The sequence below is a fragment of the Blautia difficilis genome, assembly GCF_014297245.1.
GTDB classification, from domain to species: domain Bacteria; phylum Bacillota; class Clostridia; order Lachnospirales; family Lachnospiraceae; genus Blautia_A; species Blautia_A difficilis.
Genome location: NZ_JACOQG010000025.1, coordinates 32,648 through 53,860 on the forward strand (window position 1 = coordinate 32,648; position 21,213 = coordinate 53,860).

The 21,213-nt window shown below is 40.1% G+C and carries 14 protein-coding genes; 1 reads left to right on the forward strand and 13 read right to left on the reverse strand.

All coding sequences use genetic code 11. The annotated features are described in order from the left end of the window. Positions 1-23: 23 nt before the first annotated feature. From H8Z82_RS13305 to H8Z82_RS13335, 7 genes are all read right to left on the reverse strand, one after another. Entirely contained in the window at positions 24-1,805 is a 1,782-nt protein-coding gene (locus H8Z82_RS13305; RefSeq protein ID WP_117676019.1) for an ABC transporter ATP-binding protein, read from the reverse strand. After that, positions 1,802-3,544, reverse strand: coding sequence for an ABC transporter ATP-binding protein (locus tag H8Z82_RS13310; RefSeq protein WP_186995376.1), 1,743 nt, complete (start codon positions 3,542-3,544; stop codon positions 1,802-1,804). The genes H8Z82_RS13305 and H8Z82_RS13310 overlap by 4 nt, the downstream gene beginning before the upstream one ends. Beyond that, positions 3,541-4,410 (reverse strand): ATP-grasp domain-containing protein, encoded by an 870-nt coding sequence (locus H8Z82_RS13315; RefSeq protein WP_119250548.1) that lies wholly within the window; start codon positions 4,408-4,410, stop codon positions 3,541-3,543. Before H8Z82_RS13315 ends, H8Z82_RS13310 begins: the two co-directional genes overlap by 4 nt. 16 nt (positions 4,411-4,426) lie before the next feature. Continuing rightward, on the reverse strand, positions 4,427-6,151 hold the full coding sequence (locus tag H8Z82_RS13320) for a GH3 auxin-responsive promoter family protein (RefSeq protein ID WP_186995377.1): 1,725 nt from the start codon (positions 6,149-6,151) through the stop codon (positions 4,427-4,429). A 27-nt stretch (positions 6,152-6,178) separates the two neighbouring features. Beyond that, complete coding sequence (locus H8Z82_RS13325) at positions 6,179-6,481, reverse strand: STAS domain-containing protein (RefSeq protein ID WP_117676011.1); 303 nt, start codon at positions 6,479-6,481, stop codon at positions 6,179-6,181. A gap of 458 nt (positions 6,482-6,939) precedes the next feature. Beyond that, positions 6,940-7,146, reverse strand: coding sequence for an Abi family protein (locus H8Z82_RS13330; RefSeq protein ID WP_118330795.1), 207 nt, complete (start codon positions 7,144-7,146; stop codon positions 6,940-6,942). A 228-nt stretch (positions 7,147-7,374) separates the two neighbouring features. Then, positions 7,375-8,220 (reverse strand): LysR family transcriptional regulator, encoded by an 846-nt coding sequence (locus tag H8Z82_RS13335; protein ID WP_243176479.1) that lies wholly within the window; start codon positions 8,218-8,220, stop codon positions 7,375-7,377. Between the two features lie 169 nt (positions 8,221-8,389). Between H8Z82_RS13335 and H8Z82_RS13340 the strand changes: the two genes are divergently transcribed. Next, positions 8,390-9,301 (forward strand): 4Fe-4S dicluster domain-containing protein, encoded by a 912-nt coding sequence (locus H8Z82_RS13340; RefSeq protein WP_186995379.1) that lies wholly within the window; start codon positions 8,390-8,392, stop codon positions 9,299-9,301. Between the two features lie 121 nt (positions 9,302-9,422). On the opposite strand, the gene H8Z82_RS13345 is transcribed toward H8Z82_RS13340, so the two are convergent. The 6 genes from H8Z82_RS13345 to H8Z82_RS13370 form a co-directional block, all read right to left on the reverse strand. Further along, the gene (locus H8Z82_RS13345) at positions 9,423-12,626 is read right to left on the reverse strand and encodes a glycosyl hydrolase (protein WP_186995380.1); all 3,204 of its coding nucleotides are present in this window, start codon (positions 12,624-12,626) and stop codon (positions 9,423-9,425) included. Further along, positions 12,626-15,814, reverse strand: a complete 3,189-nt coding sequence (locus H8Z82_RS13350; RefSeq protein WP_186995381.1) for a hypothetical protein — start codon at positions 15,812-15,814, stop codon at positions 12,626-12,628. Before H8Z82_RS13350 ends, H8Z82_RS13345 begins: the two co-directional genes overlap by 1 nt. After that, positions 15,801-17,342: a response regulator transcription factor gene (locus H8Z82_RS13355; protein ID WP_186995382.1), complete on the reverse strand. Its 1,542-nt coding sequence runs from the start codon at positions 17,340-17,342 to the stop codon at positions 15,801-15,803. The genes H8Z82_RS13350 and H8Z82_RS13355 overlap by 14 nt, the downstream gene beginning before the upstream one ends. Positions 17,343-17,415: 73 nt before the next feature. After that, on the reverse strand, positions 17,416-19,194 hold the full coding sequence (locus tag H8Z82_RS13360; protein WP_186995383.1) for a sensor histidine kinase: 1,779 nt from the start codon (positions 19,192-19,194) through the stop codon (positions 17,416-17,418). 90 nt (positions 19,195-19,284) lie between these two features. Further along, the gene (locus tag H8Z82_RS13365) at positions 19,285-20,118 is read right to left on the reverse strand and encodes a carbohydrate ABC transporter permease (RefSeq protein ID WP_019162873.1); all 834 of its coding nucleotides are present in this window, start codon (positions 20,116-20,118) and stop codon (positions 19,285-19,287) included. Continuing rightward, positions 20,118-20,990, reverse strand: coding sequence for a carbohydrate ABC transporter permease (locus H8Z82_RS13370; protein WP_019162874.1), 873 nt, complete (start codon positions 20,988-20,990; stop codon positions 20,118-20,120). The genes H8Z82_RS13365 and H8Z82_RS13370 overlap by 1 nt, the downstream gene beginning before the upstream one ends. Between the last annotated feature and the right edge of the window lie 223 nt (positions 20,991-21,213).

The following is a 21,213-nucleotide window of genomic DNA, read 5'->3' on the forward strand; positions in this document are numbered from 1 at the left end:
TCTCTTCCTCCGCCTATTTTCTATTATTCAAACTGTGCCTGATATAATCTGGCATAGGCTCCGTTTTGTGCTAATAGCTCTTTGTGGCTGCCCTGCTCCACGATATGCCCGTTCTCCATAACCAGGATCACGTCTGCATTGCGAATTGTGGACAGACGGTGGGCAATGACAAAGCTTGTCCGTCCCTCCCGCAGCTTATCAAGTGCCTGATCAATCATGGCTTCGGTTCTGGTATCTACAGAACTTGTTGCCTCATCCAAAATGAGAATATTCGGTTTCACAAGAAATGCCCTGCAGATCGTCAACAACTGCTTTTCTCCGGCAGAAAGGCTTGACATTTCATTGGAAATTACAGTCTGATAACCATCAGGCAGTGTACTTACAAACTGATCCACGAAGGTCTCCCGGCATGCATTCCGGAATTCTTCTTCCGTGATTTCCCGTTTCAAACCATATTTCAGATTGTCTCCGATCGTTCCTTTATACACCCAGGTGTCCTGCAGAACCATTGCAATGTTCTCCCGCAGGCATGCTCTTGTAAGGTCGTGAATTTCTACTTTGTCATCAAAAATAATTTCTCCAATGTTTACTTCATAAAATCGTTCGATCAGATTTACAAGTGTTGTCTTGCCGGCACCAGTTCCTCCAACAATAGCGACCATCTGGCCCGGTTCTACAACAAGGTTCATATGTTCGATCAGCTTCCTCTCAGGTACATAAGAAAAGCTCACATCCCGGAAATCGATCTTTCCCTGCAACCGGTAACTCTCTCTGGCTTCCGGTTTTTCTTCAGCCTGATCTTCACTGTCTAACAGCTCATAGATCCGGTCAAGAGACGCTATTCCGGACTGCAGTGAAGAATACGCCTGGGACAGCTTGGAAAAGGGTGTCTGAAACTGTCTGGTATACTGAATAAATGCCTGCACATCTCCGACCGTCATCTGTCCGGATATTACCCGTAAAGCACCTCCCAATGCCACAATCACATAATTCAGATTCGTAAAGAACCGGGACAATGGCTGAATCAAGTTCGATACGGCCATAGCTTTGAAGGAAGATTCATACAACAGACGATTCTGCTTCCTGAAAGCTTCCACGAACTTCTCTTCCTGACCATAAAGCTTCACAATATTGTGTCCGTTCACACTCTCTTCCACATTACTGTTAATCATTCCGGTATAATACCACTGCTTCTGATATTCCTTACGCACAAACCTGGAAATCAGGGTCACAATCCAGCCCGAGACCGGAATAATGATCACAGTGATCAATGCCAGCCTCCAGTTAATTGCAGTCATCATGACAATCATCCCGACCAGCTGGAAAATACTGTAAATCGTATCTGCACCGGAAGAATTCAGAGTCGTGACCACATTATCAATATCATTTGTGGTCCGGCTCATGATATCTCCGTGACTGTTTGTATCAAAATAATTTAATGGCAGCGACCATAGCTTTGTCTCTACCTGACTGCGCAATTCTTTCGCCGTATCAGAGATGATCCGTGTGGAAAACCATGCGGATAGCCATTTCGATACGAACTGGATCAGAAAAATCACACTCGATATCCCTGCCCAGAAGAAAAAACGGTCCCAGTGAATGTTACTGCTTACCGGGTTTGACATATCCTGTACAATGGAATCCGTTGCATACCCCAGATACTGCGGTCCCAGCGCTGTAGCAACCGCTGAAATAATAATACTGAACAGCATAAGAGCGGTCAGCATCTTATTTTTAAAGAAGAAGAGCTTTAACAGCCGCTTGAAAGACCCCTTTTGTATGGTCTTTTTCTGCTTTGTACTCATGATGCCACCTCCTTATCTGTGGGCTGGGAAGCCACAATTTCCTGATAAGTCCGGCTGCTTTGCATGAGTTCTTCATGTGTTCCAACCGCTTCAATACGTCCCTGATTCATCACAAGGATCTGGTCAGCATCCTTAATGGTACTGATTCTCTGTGCAACAATAATCACAGCCGCATTCTGTGTAACCGGCTTCAGTGCTCTTCGCAGCTTCTGGTCTGTCCGGTAATCCAGTGCAGAGAACGAATCATCAAACAAATAGATGGAGGGTCTGCGGACAATTGCTCTTGCGATTGCAAGCCGCTGCCGCTGCCCGCCCGAAAAGTTTGTTCCCCCTTCGGAAACCTTCATCTTAAGACCACGTTCGTTTTTCTCCACGAACTCCTTTGCCTGCGCAATCGAAAGAGCCTCCCAGAGTTCTTCCTGTGTTGCATCCGGTTTTCCATCCCGCAGATTGTCCTCCAGTGTCCCCGAAAACAGGAAAGCCTTCTGCGGAACCATGCCGATTGCCTGATCAAGCTCATGCCTTAACAGCTTCCGGACATCCATGCCATCTACGAAGACCGTCCCCTCTGTCACATCTGCAAGACGTGGAATCATATCAAGCAAGGTAGTCTTACCACATCCGGTAGATCCGATAATCGCCGTCGTTTTACCCGGCTGTGCGCAGAAGGAAATGTCCTTCAATACAGGCTCCACCTGCTCATTATCCGGTGCATAGGAATACGCCACATGTTCAAAACATATTTCTCCCCGGAACTGCTCTGGCAAAAAAGCATCCTCTCTGTCCTGAATTTCACTTTCACTGTTTAAAATCTCTTCAATACGTGTAACCGATACCTCGGCTCTTGGCAGCATAATAAAAATCATGGAAGCCATCAGGGTTGCTGTCAGAATAAAGGATATGTAGGTTACGAAGCCGATCACCTGTCCAATCTGTACCTGACCGTTTCCCGCCATACGGCCGCCAAGCCAGATCAGCGAAATATTGGCAAAGCTCATTGTCAGGGTAAAGATTGGCTGCATCAGCCCTGTAATCTTACCGATGCTGGTATTAATCCTTGAAAGATCTCCGTTAATCCGTTCAAAGCGTTCCTTCTCGCCTTGTTCCTTCGTAAAGGCCTTTACCACACGGACACCGGAAATCTGATCCCTGAGTACGGTATTCATCTCATCTATTTTCGTCTGCTGTTCTCTATAATAAGGAAGGATCAGCTTTAAAAATACCACAGAAACCCCAAGCAGCAGGGGTATCGTCACAAGCAATACCACCGAAAGCTTCACGCTTTGGGACAAGGCAAGCACAAGACCTCCGATAAACATCATCGGTGCTGCAATAATCGCGGTAAATAAGAACGTAATAAACTGGGTTACCTGCTGTACATCGTTTGTTGCCCTGGTAATCAGCGTAGGAGCTCCCATGCTTCCGATCATCCTGCGTGAAAAATGCATCAGCTTCTCATAAACCTGCTCCCTCAAATCCCGTCCGGTCATCAGTGCCACCTTTGCTCCGAAAATACCAGCCAAGGTTGATAGCAGAAACTGGATAAAGGCTATTCCCAGCATGAGAATTCCCTGATGCATGATATATGCAGCATCCGCATTCGCCACACCATAATCGATCACTCTGGAATTGATTGTTGGCAGATACATGGTTAAAAAGGACTGACCAAGCTGCAGTAAAATGACCAGTATCAAAAGTCCCCTGTATGGGCTTAATACTCTTCGCAAAAATCCGGTCATGCCTGTCCCTCCATAAAATCATCAATAACGGAAGCATATGCATCCATCATCTTACGCCCCGGCATACCCGGAAATGCATTTACCTCTGCCAGCACATACTCTCCATCACCAATCATAAGATCCAGTCCGATAATCGGAAGATCAAATATGGACGCCACCTTTTCACAGAATACCTTTTCTTCTTCGGTAAGAGTCTTCTCCTGTGTAGTTCCACCCACATGTACATTCGAACGGAATTCATCAGGATTCGATGCATGGCGCTCCATCGAAAAATAATATCTGCCATGGAGAACAACAACACGGATGTCTCTTCCTTTGGAAGTAGCAATATATTCCTGTGCCACATAAGCCTGTCCATAGGAAAGAGTTGCAAAGTAATCCTTAAGCTCCTGGCCGTTATGGATCAGTTCTACACCAATCCCGCCAAATCCACTGTCCGGCTTCACAACAAATGGATAACCAAAACGACCAGACAGTGTTTCGGGATCAGAATCTTTGAAAAACACCATCGTATCAGGCACCCGTATTCCATTCTGTGCAAGTCTCTGATAAGTTGCAATCTTACTTCTTGCGACCTGAAGCTCACGCAGATTTAAAATAGATGGAATTCCCGCATCCTGAAGCATATTCTCCAGAATAAATCCATCCGTGGATCCAAGCAGTGGCCAGAAATAATCCGGCTTTTCCATTTTTTCGCCCAGACAGATGATCGCAAGCTCCCCGTTCCTGCAAATTTCAATCGTGGAATATTCGCAGAAAAGTACTTCCTTATCTTTACCTATCAGTGCCTGCATCTGCCTTCTTCCATTTGTCTTAACATCTTCCACAGTACTGTCCTGGCTTGCTACTAAAGCTAAAATTTTCATAGACTCCTCCTTTTACTTATTTTACAAGCTCCACCCCGTATTCTGTCTGACTGAAAAAAAATTTCCGCTGCAGTTCATTCCGAATGATGTGCACAGGCTTCAGCTGTGCCGGCGCAATTCCCTTCATTATCATCAGATCACGATATAAGCTATATGTCTCCGGCTCTAAGATATTTAACTTAGTTGGCGCACAGATTCCTTTTGCCACCTTATCTCCCATGGACGGATTGGCCTTAGCAAGATTCCTCTCCAGAAAAAAGCGGATTTCCTTTGCTTTCATCCCCTCCGGAAGGCTTTCGATTTCCATAAAATAAGTATAACGTGGAGGAACATGTTCAACATCCGGATATACTGTAAAATCAATCATGTCAAAGCCAAGCTGCTTTGCTGTATCCTCTGCGGCAGTCCTGAGTGCCACTTCTGTTGTCTTCTCCCCCATAACACTGACTGTCTGATCAATACGTCCGATGAATTCCAGAATCGGCAGATTCTTATATTTTCCTGCAATCTTTACCGCATCACGCATACGATACCGGTAAAAACCGGAAAGATTCGTAACAATCACTTCATATTCTTTACCTGTCTCAATCTGATCTATCGTTACTATTTTGGAGAAATCATCATCTGCGTCTGTCGGCAGAAATTCATAGAACATACTGTCCGGAACCGGCACGCTCTTCTCATCATTTAACCGGTACGGGACACTGATCATGCCTTCAGATGCATTAATTCCGGTAAAATAACGGGCTATTTTTTCTCCCATATATTTCTCTTTGATCTTATCAGCATAAACCTTAAATCCACCGGAACCGACACCGGTAAGGAACTGTGCATGAGGCCACAGCTTCGGTACAATCGGTTCCTCAAACCCCTGCATGAAAATTCCCCTCAGTTCCTGCGCTCTCTCCGGCATGGGCTGAATTTTCTTTAAGAGACTGGAACGGACTTCCTCTGACATTTTAATACCCTGATCAATCGTTCCCTGTTCAATATCATTAACCAGAAGCTCCCAATTCTGTTCCATATAACGCAATACTTCCAGTAAAAATCCAAGAAAGTTCGCTGCCATATTCGTAAGATCCTGGTCCATCAGTCCGAAACGTGCATGCAGATATCTGGTGTTGGTTTCCGATTCCGGATAAATTGCTTCATCGGGAGATGTAAAACTCATTCCGAGGTAAGGGCGGAATTCACCGATCATTTTTACTGACAAAGCTCCATAAGTAACACCGCTTTTCACGTGCTGGATCTCTGCAATGGATTCCGCAATGGACATATTCCGTCCGTTGATCCAGTCTTCTCCGAGTTCTTTTGCGACCAGCCCCATACGGTAGGGACCATTATACTTCTGAAAAACCTGAAAAGCCTCTTCCGTCAACGGTATACGCTTGGGATTTCCAACCGTTCCTGAAGACTTGTTATAATGTACAACCTTACCGGAGGTAATCAGATTCTCCTCCCCATCCTCACTCATTCTTAAAATATAGCCTGCATAATCATCGTATACACTGACCGGAACCTTCTTCTGGTATTCTTCTATGGAATGAATATCCGCAAAGCCATATTTCCTTCCATATTCCGTATCCTTATTCTGTTCCAGAATCCTTAAAAGCAGCTTTTCATTTTCCCCCATGGGATCCTCTGCCATCCGATTCAATGCTTCCACTACCGGTATTCCCAATTTGATCTGTTGCAGATTTCCCTGTCCGGCAGGTGTTAATTTTCTCTCTTCAATTGCCATATTCTTTTCCCCATTTTCATCCGTCTTTTATTGTTCGACTGTCAAAATACTGTCAAATCCGGTCGCTTCAAATACTTCCATAATAATTTCATTGACATGCTTTACAACCATACTTCCCTTTGCTGCATTCATTTTCTTCTGACAGGATAAAAGCACTCTTAATCCGGCACTGGAAAGATATGCAAGATCGGTAAAGTCCAGAACAAGCTCGGTAACTCCATCAAGCTTTTGGAAAATCTCCTTCTCAAATTCCGGTGCTGTTGCAGAGTCCATTCTTCCTTCCAAAGCAACCTCCATTTTCTTTCCCTGTGTTTTAACATCAAATTTCATTGATTTAACCCCCTCCATTATCCTTTTATACCATCATAGCCTGAGAACTTTTTACTATATCTGGTAAAAACTTTCTCTATTTTTCTTCCTTCTTTTAACTATTTTTATATCTATATTATATATATTATTTGAATTCAGTTTCTCCGTCTATATTTTTGCGTGAATAGTCAAAATATAGCGCAAAAAGACATCCATCTGATTTGATTTTGCCGTTTCGGCGATAATGGCGGGCGGTACATTTCCAAGGAAGAAATTGAAATCCAAGGGACGTTCGCATTTCCGAAATAAAAAAGTTTCTTTTTAAAATAGAACCAGCATTCGTCAATAGGCTTATTTAAATGCGGTCATTTTTATAAATCTTCTGGTTTCCAACAAAACAGCAACTGTTTTCTGTCATAAACCGATTTATTTTGTAGTTTGCATTGGAGGATATTCACTAATATGCCCTTAAGTTGACGCTAGGTTGACCACATTGAGGTTGTACCTTTTTGAAACTGATTGCTGACGGATTCTTTAAAAGCTTCTTTATATCCATTGATCAGTGAGAAATAACCGATTTTAAGCAACATCCTTCTGGCATATTCTTTGTCAGTAATTATCAGATCTTTCTTTTCTTCCAGAAAAGTAATCTGTTCATCATATGTTGAAAATTGCTTTTTCTCCAAGTTTTTCACCACCTCTCACCAGTTTTAATATTTTGTTCGTATAAATAACGAAAGGCCCCCGAAGGAGCCTTCCGGACTATGGGCTTCTCAAGTTTCCATAGTGCGATCACTAGGTACATCATAGCCTTTCCAAACAGATTTGCCAAGGAGAACATACCCGTTTTAGTTTATGTTCGTCCATGCCAAATAATGCATTTAAGACAGTTCAGCAGAGTGCGAAAGACGCGGTCATAAAAACCATTCCATCTTCTCCCTCACATCCGCATGCTTCAGATAAATAACATTAAATTCTCTGACTATGGGCTCACCCTTCAGTGTAAAGATTCCAAGCTCCGGGTCGCTTTTGGCAAGTATTTCATATACAAATGAGATTCCATACCCGGACTTGATCAGGTCGATGATCATCTTAAAGCTGGAAATACATATATGCCGATGAAAACGCTCCAAAGATTCATTATGCTCAAGAAGCTTTTCCTCCAGGATAGCCAGCGTTCCGGAGCCTTTTTCGCGATGGATCAGAGTTTCTTTCAGAATCTCCTCTACAGATACTTCACGGCCTGCAAAGGGATGATCCTTCGGGCAAATCCCCACAAAAGGTTCCCGTCGATATAACTGGCTTCCGAATCTGTTTTTGTCAAAAAATCCTTCTATGATAGCATAGTCCAGAGTATTTTGTTCCAATAGATGCAAAAGATGCTTTGTATTATCCACGATCAGAGTCAGTGCCGTATCCGGCTGATTTAAAAAATCGTGAATCCTGTCTGTGATCACATAGTCACCAATGGTCTTGGTTGCACCGATACGCAGTTCCCGGAGACCATTGTTTTTTATCTTTTCCCTGAGAAAATTTTCACGCTGCTGAACCGATCGCAGGTAATCCTCCAGCATCTGCGCTGCAGGGGTCTTGGTCAGTTTTCTGTTTTCATAAAGAAAAAGACGGCAGCCATATTCCTTTTCCAAAAACTGGATATGCTGGGTAACTGCCGGCTGGGTAATATGTAACAGCTCTGCCGCCTCCCTGTAATTCATAACATTGCATACTGCCATAAAGGTTTCCGTTCTGTGATCTAACATAATCTTTTTGAACTCTCCCATTCTATTGATATCAGATTTTCATAAGTATTACTTATCTTATAATAAAAACTCATAAATTGATTTTATCATTCATAAAGCCTATAATCAACAAAAGAAACGCCGTATACATCAGAGAACAATAACGGCAGCATAAAGGAGATACTGAATCATGAATGAGGAAAAGCCAGTAACATCTGACAACAAAAAACTGAGTCCCGAGGAAATCAAGCGGGTAAAGGGTCTGGGATGTCTTCAGGACAAACGATATGATGACATCTTTAATATTCGGGTCATCACAGGAAATGGACATATGACCACAGATGAACATCGTGCCATTGCAGACGCTGCAGATAAATTCGGAAATGGCCAAATCGCTATGACAACCCGCCTGAGTATGGAAATCCAGGGAGTTCCTTATGATAATATTGAGAAAACTATTGCCTTCCTTGGAGAACACGGCCTGATGACAGGCGGAACCGGAGCCAAAGTGCGTCCTGTTGTCTCATGCAAGGGAACAACCTGCCAGTATGGTCTGATTGATACCTTTGCACTCAGCAAGAAGATCCATGAGCATTTTTATGTAGGTTATCACGATGTAGTGCTCCCGCACAAATTCAAGATTGCAGTTGGCGGATGTCCTAATAACTGTGTAAAGCCTAATCTGAATGATATGGGAATTATAGGTCAGAGGATCCCAAAACCGGATGTTGAGAAATGCCGGGGATGTAAGAAATGTCAGATTGAAAAAAGTTGTCCTGTCCATGTCCCGAAATTAGTTGACGGTAAACTTTACATTGATCCTGAAGAATGTATCCATTGCGGACGCTGCAAGGGAAAATGTCCTTTCGGCGCAGTACCGGAATATCAAAATGGTTATAAAATCTATATCGGAGGCCGCTGGGGTAAGCGAATCTCACACGGTCAGGCTCTTACCAGAATTTTCACAGAGGAAGAAGAAGTAATGGCAGTCATAGAAAAAGCAATCCTTCTCTTCAAAAATGAAGGCATCGCAGGAGAACGATTTGCAGATACTGTGAAACGTCTCGGATTTGAGTATGTGAATAAGAAATTGATTGGCTAAGCATGATGAATACTTCCGCAGAGCTTCCCCCCGGTGTGATATAGTTTCGTACATCCCACCGGGTAAAAAGTATCTGCCTGGTACAGCACATGAGATTATATATCATGACTCAAGCAAAGTTCTATTTCATAAAAATAGTAATCTGGCCCATGAGCCCATATGGTTTTAACACATAATCTGACGTATAAAACCTTCCCGTAGTTCTAAAATCTTCCCAACTTATACGGCTGCATCCGGTATAAGTCTGGTGAAATGGTCCAAACATATTTCTTGGACTTCCAACCACACACAATTCAATTGTGTTTTCCCTGTCCAGAAGATAATCCGTAATATCAACTTTTCTTGCAGAATCTTTTAAAAGATATGTAACAGACTTTTTATTCACTTTTAATTCTATAAGAGTTGCTTCAAATTCTCCCATATCCAAAATATATCTATGCTCTTCTTTTTCCTTTGGCGGAACTGCGAATTTATAGACAATAGAACCAGGATAATGATAATAACCTTGCGAGGTCCAGTCCCCAAAGTGTAAGGTACTGCGTTCCTTTGTCAGAGCACGGTCTGTATCTACAGCAAAATCACCGATAATAAAAATATCCTCCAGTTCCATTTCATGTGAATACAAGCCATCAATGGTCAGAACATGTTCTCCTGCTGAAAGTTTTGGAAGTTCCCACTTTTTCATAGAATGATCCATAAAAAATTCATTTGTAAGTTTTGCCTTTTCACCGTCCAGGCATACGATAAACTTCTCTGATTTTTCAATAACAGCAAAACAAGTTGTTTCTATATCTTCTTTCACTTGAAACCGAAATCTTAAACCAAAAGGTGTTTGATCCTGTTGATTCTTTTCTCCCAGCCAGAAATATCTTTGTGGAACTCCGTTATAATAAATCTGGCGCATATTCAGTCTCTCTCTGATGTCCTTCTGCGCTTTCCAGACATCCGTTTCCTCACCGTAAATCTTATCTTCCACATAATAAGAACAAGAATCCAAAATAAGAACATTCTCCATAGTTCTTTTTATCTCTGCTTTCGGACCTAATATGGCAAAAACCGGATCAGCAGAATGAGGATGCTTATATGGAAATGTCACATGTTCACCAATTTCCAAGGATACACCAGAGCTTATTTCATTATCTTGTGTCAGGTCAGCTTTCACTTTGTCTGAGTTCCACGTCTTTACCAACAAAATAACTGTCTGAGCCGGTTCCAACTCCAGAAAGAAACGCATTCTTTCTTTTTTACTGATTTCTATATCAAGCTCTTCCATATTATTTGTCCACGGCTGGTAACACCAAACTGTTCCTACTTCCGGAAAATCTACCATGATTGCATGCTCATTTTTTCTGTCATTATTTACCACGATCTGTAAATATCCCTCAGAAGTTTTTTTCGTCATAAGAAGAATATCTTTATCTTCTACTCCCTCTTTCGTTTTTATTTTTATGTTCCAGTCCAAGCTATTCTCAAGTTCCTGCGGAAGTTCTTCATAACTCTCAAGCTGTTTGATATCTGTAAATTTTTCCCACTCTATCTGCTCTGCTTTTTCTCTGGATCCCTCTACCATTTCAGGAAAGTCACCTATCCACAAAACTTTTCCTCCCTGTCTGGAATATTCGTAAAGTAATCTTACTGTACTTTCAAACAAAGATACTACCTTAGGAACAACTACCACCTCATAAGCTGCCTGATTGATCCAAAACCTTCCTTGTTCCACTCTGCCATCTTCTTCTATCAGCATTTCATCTCCAAAATCAAAATCCATATGAAATGCCATAAGTAATTTGGCCAGTCGATTATATTCTTCCCCCCATTTATTGAGATCTGTAATATGTTTATCCATCCATCCCATATTCATCTCAATATGGTTGAAATCCTCATCAAAACTGCTCCTGCTTTTTGTCCAGATGGAAGACATCGGATGAATTACAAGAATTTTTCGCACAACTTCTCCCATACTTTCACACATAGATAAACGTGAAAAATAATCTTCCATCTTTTTATTGTAATCCCACCAGGTAGTTTGATAGCTGAACACCGGTGGATAATCTCTTTTTCTGCAACCCGAAATAGAATACTGCGCAAGATGCTGACAGCGCCTGTCAATTCCCATTACATATTGCCAGTCTCCAAGCCATTTTTGACCATCAAACCCAAAATCCCATCCTGTACATCCATAAGTTTCGGAAATTGTATGCTTTTTCCCATACTGATGCGCCACACTTGTGCACTGCTTCACTGTAAGATACTCTTTTGTCTGTTCTCCCAGCAGATCAATCCCTGGTCTATGAATATATTTATACTGAGGCATTGCCGCACCACATACCCTTGTCTGATATCCCAGATCATTTTCGTACAACATGTGTCCGGTAAGTTCAAGCCCTTCTTTTTCACACCATTCATAAATTTGTTTCATATAGGATTCCTGGAAAAGTTCAGCAATTGTTCTCCAATAATCATGGCGGATTTGTTCACATCCTTCCCCATCGTAAAACAGATAAGGTAACAATTCCCAAAAATCATATCCTCTCTTTTCCCGAAAATACCGCGGTAGATCATCGGTCCAGGTAATCCAGGGGCGTCCTTTTGTAAAAACAGAATAGAAATCGCAGCAGTTCGGTTCATCTGTAAAAAAGCCTTTTATGGTTTTTCCAAATTCATCTTTAAAATGTTTTTTGTAAGACTCATGTGTTAATTGAAGAAATTCCTGTACCGCTTTGGGATTTAAATTATCCGTTGGTGCATAACCGTTATACCATTCGCTGGTCCCGGAAATTTCTCTTCGCAGAATCAGAATTTGGCTTCCGCTATCCTGTAATGATTCCTCACAGATTCCATTTTTCAGCTTTAAAATCTTATATCCGCTTGTCCAGATTGTATAAATCCTCAGAATTTTTCCGTCTTCATATTCTTTTTCAGTGTCAAAAGCTCTGCCTTTTTTAACCGCTTTTTCTATTTCTTCTGATGACATCAACTCCATGGTTAAGCCTTTCGCCGAATATTCCCTTGGATTTGCATGACTAACTAATCCTCCGGCGCATCCTGATGGCCATTTGTCTTCATCATATATCCAGACTTCCATGTCTTTTTCTTTTGCTTCCCAGACAGCCACATCGACCTGTTTCATCCAGTCTTCTGAAAGATAAGGGGTCTCTAATCCTTCCCTGGAATGAATAAAAAATCCACCCATTCCCTTATCAGACATTTCTTGTATCTGAAATTTTGATTCCTGCTCATTTATCTTCTCATTCCATGCCCAAAAAGGCGCACTTCTGTATTCTTTTCCAGGATTTTCAAATACTTTTTTCCAGTCATTTCCCATTAATCAGTCCCCTCTTCTATCCAGTAAACAGGAGTTGCCAGCACTCCCATCTGCTCCAGCTGGTATTCATAGCTCCATTTATTGCCTGTAGTTCTCCACAAATTGGGGCCATACCATGATTCTGTTCGATCTGCATTATGGACAACACCAAAAGTATTACTTCTGTTTCCATAAACTTTTATAGTGATTTCATGTTCTCCCTTTTCGACTTTTCCTAAATTTTTTCTATAGGGTGCCATGAACAAAGAACCTTTGTTTTCACCATCAAGAAATACTTCAAGAAGAGCACCTTTATAATGACTCACTTCAAGATTCATAATGCCCGCCTCTGTACTAACTTTACTCTTATATTCCAGATTTCCGCCATAGAATGCCAGATTTTGTGTGGTAATATTTCCGTAATACAATCTTGCGGGAAGATTGGTTATAATTCCATACTTTCCTATGGTTTTTACTCCAAACTCACCAAGAAGATACATCCATTCCACATTTGTTTTTCTTCCAAAAGGAATTTTCACAAACAGTGTATTCTCGCCTTTTTGAAGCTTTTTCAATTTACAGGTACGGATACTTTCATCTACGTAAAATCCGGAATCTGCATACTCTACTGCCTTCCCATTCCAACATATTTCTGCTGTTTCAGGATGCTCCATTGCAAGCTCCACTTCATTCATTTCAACTTCTGAATATATATGAAAGCGCAATTTCAGTACATGTTCTGGCTTTTGCTCATCTTTTTCAATCCAAGGCTGGGCAAGTGCTTCCATACGAAGGGGATAATGAAGTTTTTCCCTAAACAGATTATCAATACGCAAAAGTTCTTCTCGCTCCTGCCACTCTTCTTCATCAAATGCATATTGAGCCATATCCAAAAGCAAGGAATTATGTTCTTCAAGCCTGTACTGAAAAGGTTCCGGTAAATTTTTTTGGTTCTGCGGAATCTTAAACACTTCCTCTTTTGCCACATTGTCCACTGCATTTACAGGGTCTGCCTTCTTACTGTTTTCTATAGCAATCAATTTCAGTAATAAGCTGTCATGAAGGGATGCAATGTGATGTATGATAGTATTCCCATCCTTGATTGCAACCTTTACCGAATAAATCTTTCCATCCATGGTATCATAACAAACCGCCTGATACTCCCCTTTTATTTTAATATCCCATCTTTCATTCCATGCAATTGCTTCATTTCGCGGCTTGTCCACATGGCAAATAAACAGCCATTTGTTATCTCCATCCTGGCGCATTTGATAAAATAGGTTATCTGCCTGATTCCCGTTTTCTTTATGTTTCATCCTGGCAGGATCTACCCCGTCCAGAGGAAATACATCTATACTGAGTTCTCGTTGAGGCTCCAGTACATTCATAAGGCTTACCCGGTTAAATGGAATATGTATTGATTTTTCTTCCAGATCCTTCACCCTGTCACTTGGCTCAGCATCTACAAACCCGGCAATTTCCCCCATAAACACAACTTTACCACCAGATTGGATGAAATTTTCCAGTTTTTTCACTGTGCTGTTACGTAGGGTAGCGCATTCAGGGACTACTACCACCTCATAATCCATTTTGCCAACAGAGAACTTTCCTGGTTCCTGATCATTATTTTCGCAGTCTTCTTCTGCCAGTAAGGATTCTGATATGAAATCAAAATCAATCAATCCATACAGCATCCATTTAATCAGATTTTCAAAATTTTCTTCTAATACCTGCCGTCTCAGCGAAGTTTGTTCCTTATTCCCCCAATACATCCAATATGATTCCACAGGATGAATCATGCCAACACGCACACAGGGCTTTCCACGTGTCAGTGCAGTATTTAACCTTGCAAAATGATCCTCAATGATGCTGTATTTTTCATACCAGGGAGAATGTCGTCCAATACATGCCGGATAATCCCTTTTCCCTTCTCCTTCCATGGACATCCACGTAAGATGCGGAACACGGAAGGTTACTCCAAGAGCAGCCTGCCAATCCCCTGCAAGTTTATGGTTTCTGAAATCAAATGTCCATCCGGTCACACCATATAACTCACACATTACCCCTTCCCGGCCCTGCTGCCTTGCCACACTCTGTGCCTGCTTCAATGTAGAAAGTTCTCTTCTGTCACAAAGCATATCTACACCCGGCATTCCGAAATTTTTCATAGGACGCATACATTCGCCAATTGCCAATGTCTGAGAATACAGTGTCCACTCATTAAGCATGTGCCCTGTAAGATAAATATTATGTTTCTGGCACCAATCTCCTATCTGATCACCAAATGCTTCTGAAAAACGTTCCAATACATGATCATGATAATGATATCTCACCTGCAGTCCTGTCTGATCTTTCGTTTCCCAGAAAACCTCCGGTAATCTTTCAATCAGAGAATAACCATATTTCTGCTGAAAAGTTATGTCAAAATCATCTGTAAAAGGTGTAATAACCGGCTCCTTGTCAAAAGGCGTTATCAACATTCCTTTATGAGTCGTCTGTGGCTCATCTGTAAAAATACTCTTTATTTCGCTCCCAAAATCATCGCCCAGATGTTCATAATACTGCTCATGTGTAATATCAAGGAATTTACGGATTGCTCTTTTATCCAGTGTATTTACATATGCCTGATTATTAAACCATGGGGTATCGCCTGAAACCTCTAGGTATGCCTCCCATATATTTTTATCATTTTCCGGTATTTTCTCAGAATACTGATAGGACTTTAAAAAACCGTCTTCATTCAATATGATTTCATAATATCCCAAATGAGTACGATTTTTACTGCGAACCGCTTTTGCCGCAGCCATATAGCCCTCTTCCTCCGTCTCTTTATAGCCAAGAGGTGATAATACTAAAAACCGGGTTCTGTTTTCCGGATTTTTTGTTACAAGCCCCCCTGCACTGCCGGACGGCCACCGATCCTCATCATAAAGATAACAAAGAAGCCCTTCTTCCTTTGCTTTTTTTTCACAGGCTTCCACACAGGAAAAAAATTCTGTCCCAAGATATTCCGTATCCAGCCCCACTCTGCAATGAATGTGAAATCCACCCATTCCCATTTTTTTGAACTGTTCCACCTGATCAACAAGTTCTTTTTTATTTAATTTTTTATTCCACGCCCAAAAAGGTGCTCCTCTATATGCTGCACCCGGATTTTCAAACAATTCTTCTCTTAATTCTGGTTCTTCTTTTTCCTTATAAAACATCATTTCTTCCCTCTCTTTTGCGATATTCAATAGGAGTAAACGTAGTTGCCTGTTTAAACATACGGAAAAAATATTTTGGATTTGGATACCCGACTTCTTTTGAGATTTGCTCCACACTCATTTCTGTCTTATCCAGAAGCTCCTTTGCCTTTCTGATTCGTATTTCCATCAGATACACATTCAAACCTTTTTCCATATGTTGCTTTAAAATATTGCTGCACTGAGCTGCAGACAGATAAAATTTTTCTGCCAGAATCTGCAACGTTATTTTTTTATAATAATTTTCCTGTATATATTTGCATATCTGCTCATAAATATAGTCATCACTATGATTTTTACGCTGAATAGAAAGAGAAATCAGGTTTGCATATCCGGAAATCTCTTTTTCCATTTTTGTCAGATCATTGCAAAAACGATATCTTGTATAAAATACACTCATAATATCATCTGTTTCAACCTGATTTTCAACTGCCCACTCATCAATTCTGGACAGAATCTTTTTGCAGGAATCTCCTATTTCCCTTAAGGTATCTGTCTCTATAGAAAATCGTTCAAAAAATTGTTGCATAGCCTTATGGCTTCCTTCTGTTTCATATTTGAACGTCACCATTAAATCCTGGATTTCATCGTCTGTATAAATTTTTCTCTTCTGACCGGAATATTCTGTGTCATAAAAAATTTTCATGCGATCTGCAAGCCTGATATTACGAAGCATTTTCTCATTTGCCTGGTAAGCCCGGTAAATCTGTGAAATCTCATGAATCTTTTCACTTACTGCCCCATAGAATTTCCCTGTATGGTTTCGTATTTTCATTGCAGAAAAGAATTCCGGAATCACATCTATGATCTTTGCAGCCTGCCATTCTTCTTTTACTGTGAAGAGAACAAAATACTGCCCATATATATTTTTATTTTCATAACATATATAGTCGCAATTTTCCCATAACCGTTTTGTGCATTCCCTGAGAATATTCATCTCATCCTGAACATTCGTATAAATAGTAATAAGAACATGCCAGTTGTCCCTGCAAAATCCCTGTTTGCCATTTTCTTCCTCATTCCAAGGCTCTGTAATTACTTTTATAAATTCCATATCTTCCTGGCTTTGTTCCAGATCTGATATTTTTTCGCGCATTCTGGTAAGGTTTTTATTTTGCTCAATGCGAGATACTGCTTTTAATAGCTGTTTTTCTATTTCCTCAGTTGAAAATGGTTTTAAAACATACCCCACTACTCCATGTTCAATGGCCTGACTCATATAATCAAACGCTTTATAACCACTAATTACGATTACCGGAATATCCGGATGGATTTCATGAAGATTTTTCAGAAACTCCACACCATCCATTTTTGCCATTTTCATGTCTGTAATAATAATATCCGGTGTGATTTCTTCAAGAAGCTCTATTCCTTTTTTTCCGTTTTCTGCTTCTCCTATGCATTCAAATTTCTCACTTGAAATCTCTTCAATTTTACTGATCAGACCCAGTCGAATCAGTCTTTCATCGTCAATAATTATATATGTATACATTTATATGGCTCCTTACCCATCACAAATAGTAAATGTAAAATCATACAAGTCCCTATTTCATCCATTTCTCTAATCAGATCCATGGAACATGCAAGGTTACTATGGTCCCTTCTTCAGGAGTACTGTCTATCCACATTCCATATTTCTCTGTAAACAGAAGCTGGATTCGTTCATGAATGTTTTTAAGTCCGATGTTAAAATATTTTTCTTCTTCCTCCTGCGCTGTTTTGTCATATATTCTTTTCCGCACACATTCCAGTGTTTTCTCATCCATTCCAGTCCCATTATCCTTCACAACAATACACATATCGCTGCCTTCATGTTTTGCTGCAATAAGAAGTTTCCAGGGAAATTCTTTGCCCGACATTCCGTGCTCAATTGCATTCTCTACAATAGGCTGAAGCATATATTTCATAACCTTTCTCTTGGAAACTCCCTCTTCCAGGTCCAATTCCAGCTTGATTTCATTTCCAAAACGCACTTCCTGAATATTCAGATATCTCTGCATCTGACCGATCTCTTTTTCCAAAGTAATATAATCTCCATCTATATCCATAGTATAGCGAAGCATATCCCCTAATGATTTAGTCATAATAACAATCTGCTTATTGCCTTCCAGTTGTGCAAGACAGGAAATATTTTCCAACGTATTAAAGAGAAAATGAGAATTAATCTGCGATGTAAGATTTCGAAGTCTGGATTTCAATATGTTTATCTGGCTTTCGTATTTTTCTTTGATCAACATATCAATCTGGTTCAACATCTTTTCGTAATCAGCATAGAGAATTCCTATTTCATCCTGCCTGCCTTTGTACTCATTATTAAATTGAAAATTCTGGTCAGATACATTGTCCATTATTTTTGCCAGATGCACAATGGGACTGATTGCCTGTCTTTCCATCCACAAGGAAATAAAAAGTACAAATATCAGATCCATCCCCAACAGTAAGAACATGATTCGCCTGTTGTGAACATAATTATCATAAAAAGATTTCAGGGATAATACACTGACAACCCTCCAATTATTAAAATCCAGTTCACTATATGCTGCTGCCTGTGTTTTATCATTCAGATTATGGATAATTCCCTGCTTTTTTTCATCCGAAAGCTTTAAGGCAGAAAAATCATATCCTTTTGTATCAGATCCATAGATTACATTTCCTTTTTCGTCTACTATTACGCTGGTTCCCCACGGAAGTGAATTTTCTTCTTTAATATTATCAAAAAATGTATTTTTGCATACAACTGCCAACACGGTATAACCATTATCCTTAATATTTTTAAACTTTCTGGCAGCCAGAAAACACTCCTTTCCTTGTCCATACAGATTCTTCTTCAATTCAACAAATTTTGCAATTTCCACACTGTTTTTACTCTCTGTCAATTCCTGATACCATTGATCTGTCTTATAGGTTCTCTCAATTCCATAATCAAGATTTTTCATATAAGAATAGACATGCCCATTGCTGCAAAACAGATAGACGCCATCTGCATGACTGGCATTCTCCAGGAGATTCGAACAAACATATTTGAACATTCTATAATTTTTCAGTCTGTTACTATATGTAGGTTCTTTTTCTCCCCCTTCCTGCTGCGCAATATTGGTGATACAGTTAATATTGTCATAAGTACTGAAAATCAGAGAACTGATCAAGTCTCTTACATCTTCATAATTTCGGTTAATATCAGCAGAAATTCTGTGAATTTCATTTCGACTGGCACTTTCCACTTGTTTGTTATAAAAAGTATTATTATTAAACTCTGTATAAACTCCAAAAAATAAAACCGGTAAAATGGATACAGACAATAAACACATAATATATTTTAACCGGATACTCTTTACTAATTTCATAAAAAACCTCCTGCGCTTGCATTATCTTACCATTATACCGTATTTTATTTTTAATGACAAAATTGTTTTATTTTTTTAATTTTTATAAAATTAACCTTTCACAGCACCTACTGTCAAACCACCTACAAAATATCTCTGAAGACATGAATATACGATCAGAATCGGAATCGCACTCAAGAAGCAAGCTGCAAATAACATATTCCACTGTGTAGCATTTTCCATATCTCCAATAAAGTTCAGCATCATGAGAGGAAGCGTCTTTTTGGTTGGTGTTGACAAGAACAGCATACCAAAGAAGAAATCATTCCAGATTGGAACTCCCTGTGTAATCACCAATGATGAAAGAGCCGGTTTTGTCAATGGGATGACAATTCTTACAAATGTAAAAGGAATGCTCGCTCCGTCAATACGCGCTGCCTCCTCCAGACTGTAAGGTACACCTGATTTAATAAAATTGGTGTAAAGAAAAATGGAAAAAGGCAATGCTGCTGTTACATAAAGTGCGATTGGTGCTGCAATCGTATTTCCAATTCCAACCTGATTTACTACCTTATACATTGGAATGATGGACATCTGTGCTGATACAATCATACCTGCAAGGAAGAAAATCTGTAAAAAGCTCCCCAGTTTTCCTCTTAATCTTGCGATCGCATATCCGGCCATGGAACAGAATGTAAGTAAAAGAATCACACTGATCACAGTAATAAGGATACTGTTTTTCAGAGAGCGGAAATAACTCATCTTACCAAATGCAGTTTTGTAGCTCTCCAGGCTTGGTGCATGGAATAAGTGCAGATAATTGGAAGTATCTCCCATTTCACGGAAGGAGCCAAAAAGTGCAATGATGATAGGGGACAGGAAAATCAGGAAAAAAACTGCCAATCCAATTGTCACCCAAACTTCTGTACTGGATTTCTTTTTCATTATGCCTCAAGCTCCTTTCTCTTCATAAATGTAAGTGTTATCACCGAAATGATCAGAATAAATACAAATGCCATAGCAGCCAGTGCTTCTGCCTTACCATACTGCATTTCCACAAATGCCATTTTGTAAATTGTATACATCAATGTTGCGGAAGATTTTCCCGGACCACCCTTTGTTAATGCAAATATATAATCGAAAGATTTAAAGCCACCGATGAGACCAAGCATGACATTTACAGTGATCGTATTTGCCAGCATAGGAATCTTCACATAACGGATTGCCTGCCAACCATTACATCCGTCAATTTTAGCTGATTCAATAACTTCCTCTGAAATATTCTGCAGACCTGCAAGATAAATGATTGTCATAGTTCCGGAAGTTTTCCAGGTCTCTACAAATGCAGCTGCAAAAAGTGAAGTTGCTTTAGATCCCAGAAGATTTGGCGCATTAGATGATCCAAACAGATTAAAAATTTCAGAGATCATTCCATAATGCGGGGCGTATACATAGCTCCACAAAAAAGCTACAACAATGGTACTGAAAAGTGCAGGAATATAGAAGATCGTCCTGAAAACACCTCTTGCCTTCAGCTTCATATTCAGGATCATTGCCAAAGCAAGTGCCTGAATGTTTCCCCAGATAACCACGAACAATGTGTATTTTATTGTATTTCCCATGGAATTAAACAATGTTCCCTGTTTGATCAGATTTGCATAGTTTTTCATACCTACAATATCAAAATCACCCATTCCTCTCCAGTTTGTCAATCCATAATAAAATGACATTAACACCGGGGAGATCCAGAATACAACATAGAATAATAATGCCGGAATTATAAATGCTAAAAGAATATTTCTTCTTTTTTTACTCATAATTAGCTCCTTTCGTTTTTTCTATTTCTGATTTTATTTTTTGATGTAACTATGGATTTTGTCTCACGTAATTATGTCTTTGATTAAGTAAGGCATCTGTAATATGATATGATACCTCTAAAGTAGACAGGTTAAATAACCAAAATCTACTTTGGAGGTATTTTTATGGGTAGAAAACCCAAGTGTACAGTTGAAGAAAAAATTGCTGCTGTTGAGGATTACC